Source organism: Rhodococcus sp. SJ-3 (assembly GCF_051918125.1).
Lineage (GTDB): Bacteria > Actinomycetota > Actinomycetes > Mycobacteriales > Mycobacteriaceae > Rhodococcus.
In genome coordinates, this window is the sequence record NZ_CM123306.1 from 5,247,413 (window position 1) to 5,263,966 (window position 16,554).

Here is a 16,554-nt window from a genome sequence, read left to right on the forward strand (position 1 = left end):
TCGCCGCGAGTTCAGGCGACGTCGAACCGGTCCAGGTTCATCACCTTGTCCCATGCGGCCACGAAATCCCGGACGAACTTGGGCTGGGCGTCATCGCTCGCATACACCTCGGCGATACCCCGCAGCTGTGAGTGCGATCCGAACACGAGATCGACGGCAGTCGCCGTTCCCCGGGAGTGACCGGTGACTCGGTCACGTCCCTCGTAGACGTGCTCCTCGCTGGTCGAGGGGAACCATTCGATACCCATGTCCGTGATGGTCACGAAGAAATCGGTGGTCAACATTCCGGGCCGGTCCGTCAGCACCCCGTGGGAAGCCCCACCGTGATCGGTGTCGAGTACGCGCATCCCACCGAGCAGCACCGTCATCTCGGGTGCCGTCAACGTCAGCAGGTTCGCTCGATCGAGGAGCAGCCGTTCCGGTGGTTGTTTCTCCCCGGCCCGCAGATAGTTGCGGAATCCGTCCGCCTTCGGTTCGAGCACCGCGAAGGACTCGGCGTCGGTCTGCTCTTGTGCGGCATCGGTGCGTCCCGGTGTGAACGGGACCGTGATGTCGTGTCCCGCCGCGACCGCGGCCTGTTCGATCCCGGCGCATCCGCCGAGGACGATGAGGTCGGCGAGTGAGATCTTCGTGTCCCCGCTCTGCCGGTCGTCGAATTCCTGCCGGATCCGGTCGAGCACCACGATGACCTCTGCCACGGCGGCCGGTTCGTTGACCTCCCAATCTTTCTGCGGCGAGAGCCGCAGGCGGGCTCCGTTGGCGCCGCCGCGCTTGTCGGTGCCGCGGAAGCTCGCCGCGGCCGCCCAGGCCGTGGTGACCAGTTGCCGGATCGACAGACCCGAGTCGAGGATCATCTGCTTCAACGCGGCGACCTCGCTGGCGCCGACGAGCGGGTGATCGACCGCGGGCACCGGGTCCTGCCACACTTGCGCTTCGGGGATCCGCGGGCCCAGATAGCGAGTGATCGGCCCCATGTCGCGGTGCAGCAGTTTGTACCAGGCCTTACCGAATTCGGCCTCGAGTTCCTCGGGATGATCGAGCCAGCGGCGAGTGATCGGGCCGTAGATCTCGTCGAAGCGCAACGACAGGTCGGTGGTGAGCATCACCGGGGGATGGCGTTTCGACGGGTCGTGCGCATCGGGCACGGCATCGGCCGCGGCACCGTCCTTCGGAATCCACTGGAACGCACCGGCGGGACTCGTCGTCTTCTCCCACTCGTAGCGGTAGAGGGTGTCGAGGAACGAGTTGTCCCAGGTCGTGGGGGTGGGGGTCCAGGTACCTTCCAGACCGCTGGTGATCGCGTCACCACCGACCCCGGTGCCGTAGGCATTCTTCCAGCCCAGGCCCTGCTGTTCGATCGGGGCGGCTTCGGGTTCGGGGCCGACCAGATCGGCGGGGCCCGCGCCGTGCGTCTTACCGACGGTGTGGCCGCCGACGATCAACGCGGCGGTCTCGATGTCGTTCATTGCCATCCGCCCGAACGTCTCGCGGATATCGACGGCCGCGGCGATCGGATCCGGGGTGCCGTTGGGGCCTTCGGGATTGACGTAGATCAGCCCCATCTGCACCGCGCCGAGCGGACCGGCGAGATCCCGTTCACCGCTGTAGCGTTCGTCCCCGAGCCAGGTGTCCTCCGGACCCCAGTACACCTCGTCCGGCTCCCAGATGTCTTCGCGGCCGAACCCGAACCCGAAGGTCGTGAAACCCATCGATTCGTAGGCGCAGTTACCGGCGAAGATGATCAGGTCGGCCCAGGAGATCTTCCTGCCGTATTTCTTCTTGATCGGCCACAGCAACCGTCGTGCCTTGTCGAGACTGGCGTTGTCCGGCCAGCTGTTGAGCGGCGCGAGCCGCTGTGCGCCCTGGCCACCGCCGCCGCGACCGTCGGCGATCCGATAGGTGCCTGCAGCATGCCAGCTCATCCGGATGAAGAGGGGACCGTAGTGGCCGTGATCGGCGGGCCACCACGGTTGCGACGTCGTCATCACCTCGACGATGTCCCGTTCGAGGGCATCGACGTCGAGGGACGCGAACTCGCTCGGATAGTCGAAGTCCACACCCATCGGGTCGGTCGCGGGAGACTGCGGACGGAGCACACTCAGATCGAGTTGGTCGGGCCACCAGTCACGGATCGTGCGGGGGCGGTGCGCTTTCGGTGTAGGGGATGCGATCGCCGGGTTTTCGCTTTCGCTCTTGGACACGGTGCCATTCCTTCCGGTGTTCGGTGAATGGGACGGTGCTCACGGAGGGGTTCGGTGAACGCGGGATCTCCCGTGCCGAATGTGCCCGCGCGGCGACGAAATGCGCCGCGGAGTCGACGGTCCGTGAGCGGGTCACCTCTCCATGATGACCCTGTCGTGGGAACGGGGTCCAGACCTCGCGGGGCCCCACGGCTCGGGGCATCGTCACCGAAGAAGCCGAGACGTCCGCGCTGCGAGCAGCTGTCCGGCCGGGATCTAGTCCGAGGGATCGTGTCCGTCCCGAGACCGTGCGGTGGCCGCGCGCAGGCGGGTGAGTTCCGCGCGGTTCGTCTCGGCGTCGGCTCGGAGCGCGGACAGTTCGGCGCGCAGCGCAGTGACCTCGGTGCGCAGTTCGTCGCCGCGGTCGCGGGCGGCGGTTTCTGCAGCACGCGCGGTGGCGGAGGTGACGCGCGCGTCTTCGAGCGCATCACGGAGCTCGGCGACACGGGTCCGTTCGAGACCGAGGTCGGATTCGAGGCGGTCGATGGTCGTGGCGTGCCGCTCGGTGTCTGCGCGGGCGCGTTCGGCCGCGGTGTCGGCGCGGGTGAGCCGGTCCCGATGCTCACCGACCTCGGTGCGGAGCCGGTCGCGTTCGATCGTCGCCGCGTCGAGATGTTCGCGCTGCGTGGTGATCGTCGCGTGCAGGTCGTTGACGTTCTGTTCGTGTTCGGCGATCGCGGCCGCGTGCTCGTCTCGGTGGCGGCGCAGCGCATCGGCGTGCTCTTCATGCAGGCGCGTCAGTTCGTCGTGATGCGCGGTGTCGAGTGTGCGGATCTGCTCGTCATGCGCGGCGCGTGCGTCGGACAGTTCGCGGTCGACGGCCTCGACGGCCGCGTCGGCGTTGTCGCGGTCGTCGGTGGCGTGGCTGAGTTGTTCGTTCAGGCGGGCGATCTTCGCGTCGGCGTCGGCCTTGACCTTGGCGAGTTCGGTGGCGGCGCGGTGCAGCTGCGCGTCGAGTGCGCCGGGATCGGTGAGTTTGTCGAGCGCCGCCGTGATCTGGGTGGCGACCGCGCTGTGTTGTTCGAGGCTTGCGGCGGTGAGGGTGCGTAGTGCCGTCACCGCGGCGGTGAGGTTGGCGGCTGCGTCGCTCGGGCTGGCGGGGTCGGTCAGTTCTGCGAGTTGTTCAGCTTCCTTCCGCAGCCGTGCACGTTCACGGTGGGCGCGGACACGATCGGCGGGGGAGTCGTATTTGCGGGGTCGGCCGACGCGTGGTTTGCCGGCTTCTGCGCGTGACGCGGACGCCGCATTCGTCGTATCGCTCATTCCGGACCCCTTCGACCGTCTCCGACTGTTCCATAAACGTACGTGTTTCGAAATGTAACTCGAAACGAAATGATATTAAATCATAAAATCGCAGGTACTACGCACTCTCGACTGAGCAAACGACATAGTCGCTGCCTTTTCGTTTCAATCCACGATCCATATGCGCAACTATGCATGTATTATCGTTGATCGTCATAATCCCCACTTATGACGATCAGGATTTTGCGGGGGCCGAAAACTGTGCACCCCCGCGGGAGGGCCGGTCGGCGGCGCCGCGACGCACCGCCGACCGGGCCTCAGTTCAGGTGCCGAGCGAAGAACCGGTTCGCCTCATCGCTCGCGTGCTGCGGGACACCGGCGTGCCCGCCCATGTGCGCGTGCAGCGCCTTCTCCGCGGAGCCGAACGCGTCGAACAACTCCAACGCCGCACGCCGATCGTTTCCGTCGTCGTCCCATTGCACCAGGACATGCAGCGGAATGGTGACCTGCCGGGCGTCCTCGACGATGGTGCGGGGCACGAAACTCCCTGCGAACAGAACAGCCGCGGTGATGCGTGGCTCGACCACCGCCAGCCGGACGCCGGTGGCGATCACCCCTCCCGAATACCCCACCGGGCCGCGGATCTGCGGCAGCGCGAGCAGGGCGTCGAGGGCGGTCTGCAGTTCCGGGACCGCCCTGTCGACCAGCGGAAGGATGAGCCGGTCGACGAGCGCGTCGCCGACGGGCTCCCCGGACTGCAGTGCCCGGCGCAGGTCGGCTCGGGCCTGATCGGCGGCGGCCGATCGAGGCCGGTCACCGCTTCCGGGGTTCTCGAGGGTGGCCGCGGCGTAGCCCTGCGCCACGGCGGCGCGGGCCCGGGCCGCCAGTCTCGGGTACATCGCGTGGAGTCCGAGTGGCGGATGACCGAGCAGGATCAACGGGACAGCAGCGGAGGCTGCTGCGGGCGTCCACAGGATGCCGGGAACCTCACCGAGAACGAAGGTGCGTTCGACAACGCCGTCGTCGACGCCTGGTTCGGAAGGGGAGTGTTCGGAAGTGAAGAGCATGGTCGTGCCTTTCGGGAGTGCGCTCGAGCGGCGCTCCCGGACGACCTATCGTCCGACCGTGACCCCACAGGGGAGCACCCGTATCGATACTGCGTTCACGGGTACCACCTCCTCGCTCTCTTGCACGGTCCCCGGAAACCTAGCAACGGCCGCGGCAGCCGGGCAACAGGGTTTTCGTTGGCGCCGATTCCGTGGACGTGCCACGTTCGTCGACACCGCCATCGCCGGCGCCTCACCGCATCCGGATCGGCCGGGGTTCGACGCCCCGCCCCGTTATGCTCACGCCATGGCCCTCCTGTATTCAGCCGACCTGTCGCCGAGCAAGCAGGACGTGATTACTGCCTGGTTGCCGGCCGCCGACTACTACCCGGGAACCGCTCCGGTACTCGAACCGCTCGGTGCGTACCGCTTCGACGACCCGGACGGTGAGGTCGGTATCGAGATTCACCTGGTGCGCGACGCGGACGGGGCCGTCTATCAGGTGCCGCTGACCTACCGCGGGGCGCCGCTGCCGACTGCGCAACTGGTGGGGCAGATCGAGCATTCGGTGCTCGGCCACCGCTACGTCTACGACGCGACGACCGACCCCGTCTACGTCACGCAGTTGCTCGCAACCATCGACGGCGGCGGATGTGAGGCGGAGCAGTTCGTGCACATCGACGGCGCCGAGCCGCGGAAGATCACGAACGCCGTACGCGCCCGAGGAACGGGTACCGGGCTGGCATCGGGGATCGCCGTCACCGAGGCGCGGTGTGCCGCTGTGGGAACCGACACCGTGATCGAGGCGGGAGGTGCCACGGTGGTGGTGCATCACCGTCCGGTCGACACCGAACCTGCCGGCCCCGCGCTACTCGGCGAATGGGACACCGGCCGCGCGCTCCTGGCACACCGCCGATAGATGGTCGCGGTCGGGGACACGGGCAGCAGCTGCCCGTGTCCCCGACCGTCGGTGCGATTCGCGCGGGGTCAGCCCGCGATTTCGTGCAGGCCCTGCTGGTCGTCGTCCTTGTCGCCGCTCAGTATGCCTTTCTGCAGCGCCCCGAACACAGCCAGACCCTGACCGACCATGCCGGAGATGGTGTCGTTGACCCCCTCCTGACCGTTGAGGATGGTCAGGTTGGAGTTCGCCAGGCCCTTCGCAGCGGCCTCCACGATCAGCGGCAACTGCTCGATCAACGTCTGATCCAGTGCGACACGATCGTTGGACGCCGCAGCTTCGGCGAGGATCCGGATCTCCTCTGCCTTGGCCTTGGCCAAGATCTCGGTCTCCCGCGCCCGTGCCTCCGCGGGTTTGATGACCTCTGCCTCGAGCTGCTTCTCCCGCAGCGCCGCGTGCTTGATCGCCAGTTCCGACTGCGCCTCGAGAACCTCGCGTTGCGCCTTGGCCTGCGCGAGCGGCCCCGCCTGCGCGGACTCCGCCTTGACACGATCGGTCTCCGCCTCGATCTCGGCTTCCTTGATGGCGGTCTCACGCATGTACTCCGCCTGACGGCGACGGGATTCCTGCTGGGCTTCGGCGGAGGCCCGATCTGCTTCGGCCTGCGCGATTTTCGCTTCCCGCTCCACCTGCGCGAGGTGTGGTGCCCGCAAGGAATCGATGTAACCGGAGTCGCAGTCGTCGATGGAGCGGATCTGCATCGAATCCACGATCAGACCCATCCGCCCCATCTCCACATTGGAACTGTCGAGCACCTGTGAGGCGAGCACCTCACGATTGCGAATAATTTCCTCGACCGTCATCGAGCCGATGATGGACCGCAGGTGACCCGCGAAGATTTCCCCGACGGTGCTCGACATCGCACCCTTCTGCGAGGACAGGAAACGCTGTGCGGCGTTGACGATCGATTCCTTGTCGTTGCCCACCTTGAACGCGACGACTGCGCTGACGGACAGTTCCACTCCCTGGGTGGTCACGCAGGTTTCCTTGATGATGGCCTCGTGCAGGTCCAGCGACAGGATGTCCGCTTTCCGCAGAACCGGGATCACGAACGCGCCCTGGCCGGTGACCACACGGAACGGCGCCCCGTCTCCTCCGCGATTGCCGCCGGAGATGAGCAGGGCTTGGTTGGGGGCGGGCACTCGATAGCCGAACATTCGTACTCCTCTGGTCAGGTGCTGCTCTGGTCAGGTACTGCTTGGTCGGATAGTGCTGTGTCAGGTAGCGCCTGCCGCGTTCTCGAAATCCAGGTCCAGCCAGGGCTCGACGTCGAGGGTGCGGCCACCGCGCTCGGCGATCACCAGGACGGTGCACATCGCCGGCAGCGGATCCGCGGACCACGCAGTGTAGGTTTCCCGGCCGCCGCGGATGGTCACTTCCACCTGTCCGGGCCCGGCGGTCCCGCGGGTCGCCAACGTCACTCGTCCGATCCTCCCGATCGGATTCTGGTCGGTCATACGGCAGGTCACCGACCGGCGAGGGCCGCGGTGAGCGACCCCACGGCCCGTTCGACACCCCACTGCTGCGCGAGGGCGGTCAATGCGTCCGCATCGGCCGGCGACGACGGCAACTCGTCGGCCTTCGAACGCTGCACCGGCGCGTCGGTGGCCACCTGCACCACCGGCATCGCCACGTCGAGATAGTCCGACGCGGCGACAAGCTTGCTGCGCATGCCTTTCGCGAGTGATGTGGACTCGTCGAGCGCCGCCGCGCGCACCGCCGCGAGGGACCCGTACTGCATCAGCAACCCGGATGCGGTCTTCTCCCCGACACCTTTGACGCCGGGCAATCCGTCCGACGGGTCGCCGCGCAGCGCCGCGAGCTCAGCGTAGGCGGCGCCCGCCCGCTCGGCGGGAACACCGTATTTGACGGCGACCGAAGCCGGGTCGAACAATTCTGCTTTGGCCAGGCCCCGGCCGACGTACAGCACCCGCACGGGCACCGGGGTGTCGGTGACGACCTGCAGCAGATCCCGGTCACCGCTGACGACCACCACCGGATCGGTGCGTTCGGTCGCGGCGAGGGTGCCCATCACGTCGTCGGCTTCGAAACCGTCGGCGCCGCCGGTGGCGATGCCCGCGGCGGCGAGGATCTCGAGGATCACCGGGACCTGCGGGACCAGTGCGGGCGGGACGTCTTCGACCCTGCCGTCGACAGAACCGGCGGCGACACGGTGTGCCTTGTAGCTGGGCACCGCCACGACCCGGAACGCGGGCCTCCAGTCCAGATCCAGGCAGGCGACCATCCGGGTGGGGCGGTGCCGCCGGATCAGCGATGCAACCATGTCGACGAACCCGCGGATCGCGTTGACGGGAGTGCCGTCCGGTCCGGTCAGGGAGGCGGGGACGCCGTAGAACGCGCGGAACCACAGGCTCGCGCTGTCCAGCAGCAACAGTGATGGCGTCCGGAGGGCGGGCCCGGCGTCGGCGGATGCGGAAATGTCGGGTTCGGTCACGGACTCATCCTGCCATCGTTCACCGGGCATTAGGCTCGACGACATGAGTACCGCTGAGTCCCGCTTCCCCGCCGTCCGCTACGGAGCCCGACTGCGCCGCGCTGCCGAACTCGGTGCCGCTGCCGGACTCGATGCGCTCCTGATCACCCCCGGCCCCGACCTGCGGTACCTCATCGGGTCCCGCGCCGAATCGTTCGAACGCCTCACCGCCCTGGTGATCCCCACCGACGGCTCGACCGCCGCGATCGTCGTGCCGCGCCTCGAGTTGGCGTCGCTGAACGAGTCCGCCGTCGCCGAACTCGCACTGCCGGTACGGGACTGGGTAGACGGGCAGAACCCGTACGCGATCGTCGCGGACCTCGTCCCCGCCGGCGGGAAGATTGCGGTGGCCGACGCGATGCCCGCGCTGCATCTGGTGCCGCTCGCCGCGACATTCGATCACGTTCCGGTGCTCGCGACCGGGGTGATCCGGGATCTGCGCATGATCAAAGACAGTGACGAAATCGAGGCACTGCGTCGCGCCGGTGCTGCCATCGACCGGGTACACGCCAGGATGGGGGAATGGCTGCGCCCGGGCCGCACCGAAGCGCAGGTCGCCGCGGACATCTCCGCCGCGATCATCGCCGAAGGCCACACCGAGGCCGCGTTCGTGATCGTCGGGTCGGGTCCGCACGGCGCCGACCCGCACCACGAGGTGTCCGACCGGGTCATCACCACCGGCGACATCGTGGTCATCGACATCGGCGGTCCGGTCGAACCGGGTTACAACTCCGATTCGACCCGCACCTACAGCATCGGTGCCCCGGATGCCGCGGCCGCCGAGAAGATCGCGGTGCTCGAGGCCGCGCAGCAGGCTGCGGTCGATGCCGTGAAACCCGGGGCGCGCGCCGAGGACATCGACGCCGCGGCACGTGATCTGCTCGCCGCCGAGGGCCTCGCGGAGGTCTTCGTGCACCGCACCGGGCACGGCATCGGCCTGTCGGTGCACGAAGAGCCGTACATCGTGGGGGGCAACACTGAACCGCTGCGGGCGGGCATGGCGTTCAGCGTCGAACCGGGCATCTATTTCCGCGGCGAATGGGGTGCCCGCATCGAGGACATCGTCATCGTCACCGACGACGGCTGCGAGCCGGTCAATCGGCGTCCGCACGGGTTGACGGTGCTGCCGGGCTGACGTTCCGGCTCAGCACGACGAACCCCTGGTAGGGAAGTCAGCGCAGACCACCACATGCGTTTAGTGCGATACCATTAACCGCACAGAACGCATGTGGAGGTATGCGATGAACCCCGAGACAGCAACCCCTGAAGGCCTGGCGATGGCCGTCGCATCCGACCTGGCACAAACTCGACGCAATGTCACCGCACTCGGCACGGCAATCCACGCTGCACAGCTGACGGCGGCCTCACCCGCGTTGGCGCGGGCCGTGCAGGCCCAACAGAATCTGTACGACCGCATCGACACCGAGTTCGGCCTGCTCACCAGCGCGCAGGCCGCCGACCGAATGAGCTCTCGTGCCGTCGCACGGCGGAACGCGGCCACCGCAGCCCGCAGCGAGGGACGGCTACTCGCGCTGCGTCGCGGAAAATACCTGCTGTACCCCGCCTTCCAGTTCGAGGCCACCGGCATCCGGCCCGTGATCGCCGCACTCCGCGACATCGGCGACCAGCACGGCTGGGATGAGACGAGCCTGATCGAGTGGATGATGACACCGACGACCTACCTCAGCGGTAGTCGGCCCGTGGACATCATCGACGACGCCGAGCAGATCCTGACAGTCGCCGCAGAATCCTTCGGGGTCTCCTGGTGAACACGGCCGGCGCGCCGCCCCGGCCGTTCGACGCCGACACCGATCCCCTCACTACAGGTCAACGCCTGTACCGGGTGCACAGCAACACCCGAACTGTCGGCGAATTCAATCCCCGATACGGCAGCCGGACCCGATTCGCGTTCTTCGGTGGCCCGGTGGTGCCGGTCCTGTACGCCGCCGACACGGAAGAGGCAGCGCTCGCAGAGTCTCTGCTGCACGACATTCCCGTCGGCGGCGGCATCCTCCCGTACGCTGCGTATGCCGACAAGGTGATGGGCAAGATCGAGGTGACCCGCGACCTGCAGCTGGCGAGTTTGCGCGGCCTCGGCCTGCGCCGCCTCGGAGTGGAAGCCCGGCATGTCACCGATACCGACGCCAGCGAATACCCGCGCACCGTGCTGTGGGCGAAGGCCGCCCACGAAGCCGGCTTCGACGGGCTGGCGTGGGCCTCCCGTAAATGCAACGACACCCGGGCCGTGGTCCTGTTCGGCGACCGCTGTCGGAACGCACTTCGGCAGGACAGCTCATTCGGCCGGATCTTCCAGTCCGGACCCGGCCTCGACTGGCTTATCGAGACCTGCGGCCCCCTACACATCGACGTATTACCACCAGCCCCCAGATGACCCGTCGACGATGCTTGCGCCGACCCCGGATCACCGCGACGCCGTCCTCCGGCCCACCTCGCCTGCAGCGCTCCTGCCGATACCTGGCATGCCGGCACGCCGAGACGCATCCGGCCGGGGCCGACTGCACACACCCGCCAGATCCGGGCGACCAGCAGGGATGCGTTCGAGGATCCCACCGGCGAACACGTCGTAGAGCGGCAGTGTCTCGAGATGCACATACCCGATGTGGCAGTCGCACACCGTGTTCGGACATGGACGCGGCCGTAGCGCGTGCAGGTATGTGCCGTCGTAGAGGTTGCCGAGCGGCGCCGCCACGAAATGGCAGCGCCGCACCAACCCGTCGCCGTCGACACTGATCACGCTCTCCCCGGTGCGGCACGGCTGCCCCGCCGCCGGATGTGGATGCACCGAGTACCCGAACAGGGGATCGAGCGCGGTCCACACCGCTTCCTCTGCCGGGTCGTAACCGCGACCGTCCTCGGCGTTGACCCACAGATACGTGTGCTCCGGCAGTGCCGCGCGCAGCGCGCGGGCGGCGGCGAGGTTGTCGGCGAGCCCGACGATGCCCACCGAATGCCGGATCCCCATCGCGTCGAGTTCGTCGGTGCGCGCCACGAACTTCTCGAGGGTCGTCTCACCGGGATGATAGGTGCACCACAACGCAACCCGGGCGGGGTCGGCGGCCGCAAGCCAGCCGGTGCGGCACGACAGGTTGGTCTGCACCGCGACGGTCCCCACATGCGGCAGATGCGACAGCGCCGCCAGCGCCTCGCGATACCAGGAGCGCGTCAGGGCCTCACCCCACGGAGTGAACAGGATCGACAGCTGCCGATGCCGCTGCGGATTGCGGGTGACCCACTCGACGAACCGGGCGAGCGCGGCCCGGTCGGCGCGTAGCGTGGCGCGACTGTCACGACGCTTCGCAAACGGGCAATACGGGCAATCGTAGTTGCAGCTGGCCAGCGGACCGCGATAGAGGATCGTCAACTCGGGCGCGCACGAGTCGGTCATCGGATCACAGCCGTGGCCATCGCCGCACGGACCGACGTCGACACCAGCCACGGCCCGATGACGTCGGAGTGCGCGAGTCCGTCGTCGGTCAATCGGATCCGGGTCCCGCCCCCGGGATCGGGCCGATGGGTGGACCAACCGCGACCGGTCAGGGCACCGAGTTGCGGAATGTCGACGAGCGGGTCGCTGCCGAACCGCCCGGTGTAATCGGCGGTGCGCATCCCCTCGGTGCGCAGCAGGGTCTTGATCAGCCAGCGGCGACGCTGTTCCTGGTCGTCGAGGCGGGCTCCGACGGTGGCAGCGGTGAAATCGGTGGTGGCGCTGTACTCGTCGAGGATGGTGCGCACCGCGGGGATCCCGACGGCATAGTCGAACGAGTAGTGCAGGGTATCGGTGTAGGAGCGGGCACCGCAGCCGAGTCCGATCATGCCGTCGTTCTGGCAGCAGTAATCGGTGTCGTCGCCCGGCACATCGGCCCGGCGGAACTGCCGCATGGAATGCTGGCGATATCCGGCGGCGGTGAGCGCGGCAACGCCCTGTCGATACAGCCCGAGACGACGGCTGTCCCAGTCCGGATCCCGCAGCGCCTCGTCGCCGGCGCGGCGACCGAGCCCGGTCAGCGGCCGCACATACAACGGATACAGGTAGATCTCCTCGGGGCGCCGCGCGAGCGCCGTGTCCAGCGAATACTGCCAGGTGTCGGGGGTCTGCCCGTCGATACCGTAGATCAAATCGAGGTTGACGACGGGAAACCGGCCGTCCTGCAGCCGGTCGAGGGCGGCGTCGACGTCGGCGCGGTGTTGGGGACGGCCCGCGGCGTGTGCTTCGCGGTCGAGGAAACTCTGGACACCCATGCTGACGCGGTGCACCCCGCGCTCGGCGAGCACCGTGAGCCGATCCGCGGTGGCAGTCGCCGGGGAGGTCTCCACCCCGATCGGCAGAGACGGAAGTTCCGGGGCGAAGCCGGTGAGGATATCGAACAGGTCGTCGAGTTCGGCCGGTTCGAGATAGGTGGGGGTGCCGCCGCCGATCGCAGCGGTGGCGAAGTGGGCGTCGCGGCCCGTCGCGTCGAGTTCGGCGCGCACCTGCCGGGCCTGACGACGCAGTGCCTGCAGATAGTCGGAGACCCGATCCGCGGGTGGGCGGGCGGTGGTGAACAGATTGCAGAAACCGCAGCGCATCTCGCAGAACGGGACGTGGGCATAGAGGAACAGCGACGACAGGTCCTGCCCGGCCCACACGTCCCGCAACCGCGGCGACGGGTCGAGGGGACGGTAGGCACTCTTGTGCGGATAGGCGTACAGGTACCCCTGGTACGGGGACGCGTCGAAGTCGATGGGGGCGTCGGTCATGCGGTGGCTCCTGGGGTGAGGTGCGGCAGGACGGTGTGCGCGTACGGCACCGTCCACACGCAGTCGTGGGCGAGGCGATGCCCGTGCCGGTTGTCGTCGCCGTACGCGGTGCCGTGATCGGAGCACACGATCAGGAACACCGGGCGGGGGCCGGCCGCGAGCATTGTGGTCAGGCGCGGAATCCGCGAATCGACGTACCGCAAGGCCGCGGCGTGACTTTCCCGGGTGTCGGGGCGCCGCGTCTCGGGAGTACTCGCGATGCCGTCGAGATAGAAGTGGTTGGGCTGGTGCAGCGCCGCCACGTTGACGAACACGAACCGGGGGCGCGGATCGTCCACGGCGAGGCGTGTGTCGAGCACGTCGAGTTGATGATCGAAGCTCTCGGGGTCGGTCACCCCGGTGGCCTCGGCCCAGTGACTTTCCTCGAACAGGTCGGGCAGCACCGAACCCAACGCGGTCTGCCGGTTGAAGAAACCCACCCCGCCGAGACACACGGTGCGGTAACCGGCAGCGGCGAGCGCCTCGACGACGGTGGCCTCGCCGAACAGCCAGGTGCCCGACCCGAGGAGATCTTCGGTGTGGCCGGGGAACTCCGCGGCGAACAACCGCTCGTGGTCGCCGCCGTCGGCCGGGGTGGGCAAGAACCCGGCAAAGAACGCCTGATGAGCGGGGAAAGTGAAGGTGGCGGGGGTATGACGCTGCTCCCACTGCCCACCGGGGAGCAGCGCGGCGAAGTTCGGGGTGCGGCCGGCGGCCAGTTCGGTGGCCGCGACGTCGAAACGCAACGTGTCGAGGGTGACGAACACGATGTCGTGGGTGCCGACGACATCGCGGAACGCGGGGATCTGGGTCATGCAGTGAAAGCTCCGGTCAGGCTGTGGATCTGGGCGTCGTAGGTGTCGTGCTCGGGGCGGTGGAGGCCGGGCAGGTCGGGCAGCAAATCGCCGAAGGCGTTGACCTCGGCAACCGCCACCGGGGTGGGTATCCTCCCTGATGATCCGGCTCGCGCACCGACGAGCACGTCGACACCGACGGTGTGCATGCCGGGGAAGCATCGGGCGGCGGCTTCGGCGACGTCGAGCACCCGCCGCCACCCCGCATCGCCGAGCACCGCACACAGTGCCGCGAGATCACCGCGTGCATTACCCAGGTGCAGGTTCGTCACCGAGCCACGTGAAGTGCGCACCACCGCGTGCGTCGCGGTGCCGGCCACCACGAGGACCCGCACATCCACGGCCTTGCCGCGCAGAACAAGTTTCGGAAACCACTGTTCGACGTGCAGTCGATGCACGGCGAGCGCATCGACGAGAGCCCCGACCTCCTTGTCGCCGCGGAATGTGCCGGGCCGCAGGCTGTTGACCGGCTTCCCGTGGTGCCACCGCACCGGCCCGCGGGCAAGCACGTCGGCGCCCGCATGGTGGTTGCGCAGTTGCAGCGCGAGTACCCCGGACGCGGACGAGCCGTGAGCGGGCTTGACGAACACCCTGGTCCAGCCGCGTCTCCGCAGTCCGGCCCGCAGGTCGTCCCAGCCACGGATAGCGGCCCCGAGCGCGGCAGGTACCGGGACACCGGCGGCCTCCAGACGGACGTGGCAGGCGGCTTTGTCGAAGAGCACCCCCAGGTCGGCGGGATCGGTGGTCAGACGTGCACCGGCCGCGGCGGCCGCATCGCCGAGCGCGCCGGTGGCAGTGCAGAAACCCCGATACCAGTCGGGACCGGCGGTGATCGCACCGCGGGGTGCACAGTCGGGAGCCTCACGCAGCAACCGGTCAACGATCGGGTCGTCGCCGGGGGAGTCGATCCGCACCAGAGCCGGTGCTCCCGGTGCGGCCAGGGCCGCGGCGAGCACCGCACCCGCCCGGGAGGGCCCGCCCGCGAGGACCGTGCGCCAACTCAACACCTGCGGTGCCCGGTGACCCGCCCGGCGGCACGCCGCGGCAAGCAGAGTCGTGCGGCGACTGCCCGGATTCCCGACCAGCAGCATCGTCGGTGTGGAAGTCATTCGGAGACAGCGGTATACAGATAGGCCTCGCCGCCGTACTCTTCGGGTTCCTGCCGGTCGTCGGCCGAGATCGCCACGTGCGGGTGCGCCGCGCGCAGCCGCATCAACGCCTCATCGGAGACGAAATGATGGTCGAGGATCAAGGTGCGCACAGCGCCGAGATCGGCGGCGGCGAGCGCGTCGGCTCCCGTGTCGGTCAGCGTGCCGTTGGACAGATCCAGCACAGTGATGCGCTGCAGGACTGGTGCCTGTGCCAGTGCCGCGGCGACGCGGTCGGCCAGGTCGCTGTTACGTAACCCGAGGTGGGTCATCGCCGGGAACCGGTCGCCGGCGAGCAGCGCGGTGAGCGGATCGAGATCGGTGATGGCTCCGTAGTTGTCGACACCGAGCCAGAGCTCGAGGTCGGTGAGGTCGGACGCGTCGATGGCGAGCAGCGCGTCGAGGTATCCCCGCTGTAGCCCACCGGATTCGACGGTCAGCGACCGCAGGCGCGGCAGCGTGGGTGTGGCGAACGAGACCGGATCGTTGACGATGGAGGTACTGCCGCCGCGCAGCTGGAGCGTTTCGAGCCGGGGGGTCGCAGCGAGGACCGCTCCGAGATCACCCCAGTCGATCCATGAGATTTCCGACTCTTCGAAGGTCATGTCACCGATGAACAGGTGCCGCACCGCGGGGAATGCTGCGAGCAGCGGCACCACCTTGTCTGCGGGCAGTGGATCGCTGGCCTCGGTCCAACATCCGAACACCAGCGTGGTGATCTGTCCGGCCCAGGGTTGCCCGGCGAGAGACAGGAGATCGTCGACGAATCCGTCGTCGCCGCGCCGCCAGTCGGTCGCGACCTTCCATGCGACCGCGGCGGGATCGGCGGGGGTCGTGGTGTCGGAACTGTAGTGCTCGACGGGGAGTCCAGCGAAGGTACTGGTAGGGGTCGAGATCGTCACCGGTGATGCTCCGTTTCCGAGGGAGTGGGTCGGCCGAAGTGTGCCGTCGGCACCCTATGACATGGCCCCGACTCGTTTCGGAGGGAGCCGCGCGGCACACTGGCATCATGAGCAACACCACAGCCGGTTCTGCGGCGACAGGCCCCATCGTCGTGTTCGGCGGACGCAGCGAAATCGGCGTCGAGATCGCCGCCCGATTGGCGCCGGGACGCATCGTGGTGCTGGCCGCGCGCCGCGCCCACGACCTCGTCAGTCCGGTTGCGCAGGTGTGGGCGGCCGGGGCGGCGGAGGTGCACACCGTCGAGTTCGACGCCGACGTACTCGACACCCACACTGCCGTGCTCGACTCGATCAGTGCTGCGCACGGCCCGATCGACGTGGCGGTGCTCGCCTTCGGGATCCTCGGGGACCAGGCCCGCGCCGAAACCGATCCCGCGCACGCGGTCGCGGTCGTGCACACCGACTATGTCGCTCAGGTTGGGCTGCTCACGGTGCTGGCGCAGCGGATGCGTGCGCAGGGCAGCGGGCGCATCGTGGTGTTCTCGTCGGTCGCCGGGTGGCGGGTGCGCCGCGCGAACTATGTGTACGGGTCGGCGAAAGCCGGATTGGACGGGTTCGCGTCCGGTTTGGCCGACGCGCTGCACGGCAGCGGTGTGTCGCTGCTGTTGGTGCGGCCCGGCTTCGTGATCGGCCGGATGACCGAGGGAATGAGTCCTGCACCGTTCTCGAGCACCGCGCCGCAGGTGGCGGACGCGACGGTGCGGGCATTGCAGCGTGGTCGCGGTGAGGTGTGGGTGCCGGCGGTGCTGCGGCCGGTGTTCTTCGGGATGCGGTTGCTGCCGCGCGCGGTGTGGCGGCGGATGCCGCGGTAGG

Annotated in this window: 16 protein-coding genes; 5 read left to right on the forward strand and 11 right to left on the reverse strand. The window is 68.2% G+C overall.

What is annotated here, in order from left to right; all coding sequences use genetic code 11:
* Positions 1–11: 11 nt before the first annotated feature.
* The 3 genes from katG to ACTDXD_RS24460 all read right to left on the reverse strand — a co-directional run bounded on the left by katG (position 12) and on the right by ACTDXD_RS24460 (position 4,549).
* Positions 12–2,201, reverse strand: a complete 2,190-nt coding sequence (gene katG / locus ACTDXD_RS24450) for a catalase/peroxidase HPI (protein WP_440124763.1) — start codon at positions 2,199–2,201, stop codon at positions 12–14.
* A 255-nt stretch (positions 2,202–2,456) separates the two neighbouring features.
* Positions 2,457–3,503 carry a hypothetical protein gene (locus tag ACTDXD_RS24455; RefSeq protein WP_440124764.1) on the reverse strand — a complete coding sequence of 349 codons (1,047 nt, stop codon included), beginning with the start codon at positions 3,501–3,503 and terminating at the stop codon, positions 2,457–2,459.
* A 296-nt stretch (positions 3,504–3,799) separates the two neighbouring features.
* On the reverse strand, positions 3,800–4,549 hold the full coding sequence (locus tag ACTDXD_RS24460) for an alpha/beta hydrolase (protein ID WP_440124765.1): 750 nt from the start codon (positions 4,547–4,549) through the stop codon (positions 3,800–3,802).
* Between the two features lie 286 nt (positions 4,550–4,835).
* Between ACTDXD_RS24460 and ACTDXD_RS24465 the strand changes: the two genes are divergently transcribed.
* On the forward strand, positions 4,836–5,447 hold the full coding sequence (locus ACTDXD_RS24465; protein WP_440124766.1) for a maltokinase N-terminal cap-like domain-containing protein: 612 nt from the start codon (positions 4,836–4,838) through the stop codon (positions 5,445–5,447).
* Positions 5,448–5,515: 68 nt separating this feature from the next.
* On the opposite strand, the gene ACTDXD_RS24470 is transcribed toward ACTDXD_RS24465, so the two are convergent.
* Genes ACTDXD_RS24470 through ACTDXD_RS24480 form a run of 3 tightly spaced genes read right to left on the reverse strand, consistent with a single transcriptional unit; the run spans position 5,516 to position 7,941 of the window.
* Positions 5,516–6,643 carry a flotillin family protein gene (locus ACTDXD_RS24470; RefSeq protein ID WP_440124767.1) on the reverse strand — a complete coding sequence of 376 codons (1,128 nt, stop codon included), beginning with the start codon at positions 6,641–6,643 and terminating at the stop codon, positions 5,516–5,518.
* 60 nt (positions 6,644–6,703) lie between these two features.
* On the reverse strand, positions 6,704–6,907 hold the full coding sequence (locus ACTDXD_RS24475) for a hypothetical protein (RefSeq protein WP_440124768.1): 204 nt from the start codon (positions 6,905–6,907) through the stop codon (positions 6,704–6,706).
* 44 nt (positions 6,908–6,951) lie between these two features.
* A complete protein-coding gene (locus ACTDXD_RS24480) occupies positions 6,952–7,941 on the reverse strand; it encodes a 5'-3' exonuclease (protein ID WP_440124769.1) in 990 nt (329 codons plus the stop codon).
* 43 nt (positions 7,942–7,984) lie between these two features.
* Here ACTDXD_RS24480 and ACTDXD_RS24485 point away from each other — a divergent pair, with 43 nt between their 5' ends.
* From ACTDXD_RS24485 to ACTDXD_RS24495, 3 genes are all read left to right on the forward strand, one after another.
* Positions 7,985–9,115, forward strand: coding sequence for a M24 family metallopeptidase (locus ACTDXD_RS24485; protein ID WP_440124770.1), 1,131 nt, complete (start codon positions 7,985–7,987; stop codon positions 9,113–9,115).
* A 106-nt stretch (positions 9,116–9,221) separates the two neighbouring features.
* Complete coding sequence (locus tag ACTDXD_RS24490; RefSeq protein WP_440124771.1) at positions 9,222–9,749, forward strand: hypothetical protein; 528 nt, start codon at positions 9,222–9,224, stop codon at positions 9,747–9,749.
* Entirely contained in the window at positions 9,746–10,372 is a 627-nt protein-coding gene (locus ACTDXD_RS24495) for an RES family NAD+ phosphorylase (protein WP_440124772.1), read from the forward strand. Before ACTDXD_RS24490 ends, ACTDXD_RS24495 begins: the two co-directional genes overlap by 4 nt.
* Before the next feature lie 30 nt (positions 10,373–10,402).
* Here the strand turns inward: ACTDXD_RS24495 and ACTDXD_RS24500 are convergent, their stop codons facing one another.
* From ACTDXD_RS24500 to ACTDXD_RS24520, 5 genes are read right to left on the reverse strand one after another with little or no spacing between them, the layout of a single operon-like run.
* Positions 10,403–11,386 carry an STM4011 family radical SAM protein gene (locus ACTDXD_RS24500; protein WP_440124773.1) on the reverse strand — a complete coding sequence of 328 codons (984 nt, stop codon included), beginning with the start codon at positions 11,384–11,386 and terminating at the stop codon, positions 10,403–10,405.
* Positions 11,383–12,738, reverse strand: a complete 1,356-nt coding sequence (locus tag ACTDXD_RS24505; protein ID WP_440124774.1) for an STM4012 family radical SAM protein — start codon at positions 12,736–12,738, stop codon at positions 11,383–11,385. The genes ACTDXD_RS24500 and ACTDXD_RS24505 overlap by 4 nt, the downstream gene beginning before the upstream one ends.
* Positions 12,735–13,592 carry an STM4013/SEN3800 family hydrolase gene (locus ACTDXD_RS24510; RefSeq protein WP_440124775.1) on the reverse strand — a complete coding sequence of 286 codons (858 nt, stop codon included), beginning with the start codon at positions 13,590–13,592 and terminating at the stop codon, positions 12,735–12,737. Before ACTDXD_RS24510 ends, ACTDXD_RS24505 begins: the two co-directional genes overlap by 4 nt.
* Complete coding sequence (locus tag ACTDXD_RS24515; protein ID WP_440124776.1) at positions 13,589–14,740, reverse strand: STM4014 family protein; 1,152 nt, start codon at positions 14,738–14,740, stop codon at positions 13,589–13,591. Before ACTDXD_RS24515 ends, ACTDXD_RS24510 begins: the two co-directional genes overlap by 4 nt.
* Complete coding sequence (locus tag ACTDXD_RS24520) at positions 14,737–15,681, reverse strand: hypothetical protein (RefSeq protein ID WP_440124777.1); 945 nt, start codon at positions 15,679–15,681, stop codon at positions 14,737–14,739. Before ACTDXD_RS24520 ends, ACTDXD_RS24515 begins: the two co-directional genes overlap by 4 nt.
* Before the next feature lie 107 nt (positions 15,682–15,788).
* Between ACTDXD_RS24520 and ACTDXD_RS24525 the strand changes: the two genes are divergently transcribed.
* Positions 15,789–16,553, forward strand: a complete 765-nt coding sequence (locus ACTDXD_RS24525; protein ID WP_440124778.1) for an SDR family NAD(P)-dependent oxidoreductase — start codon at positions 15,789–15,791, stop codon at positions 16,551–16,553.
* Position 16,554 lies beyond the last annotated feature (1 nt).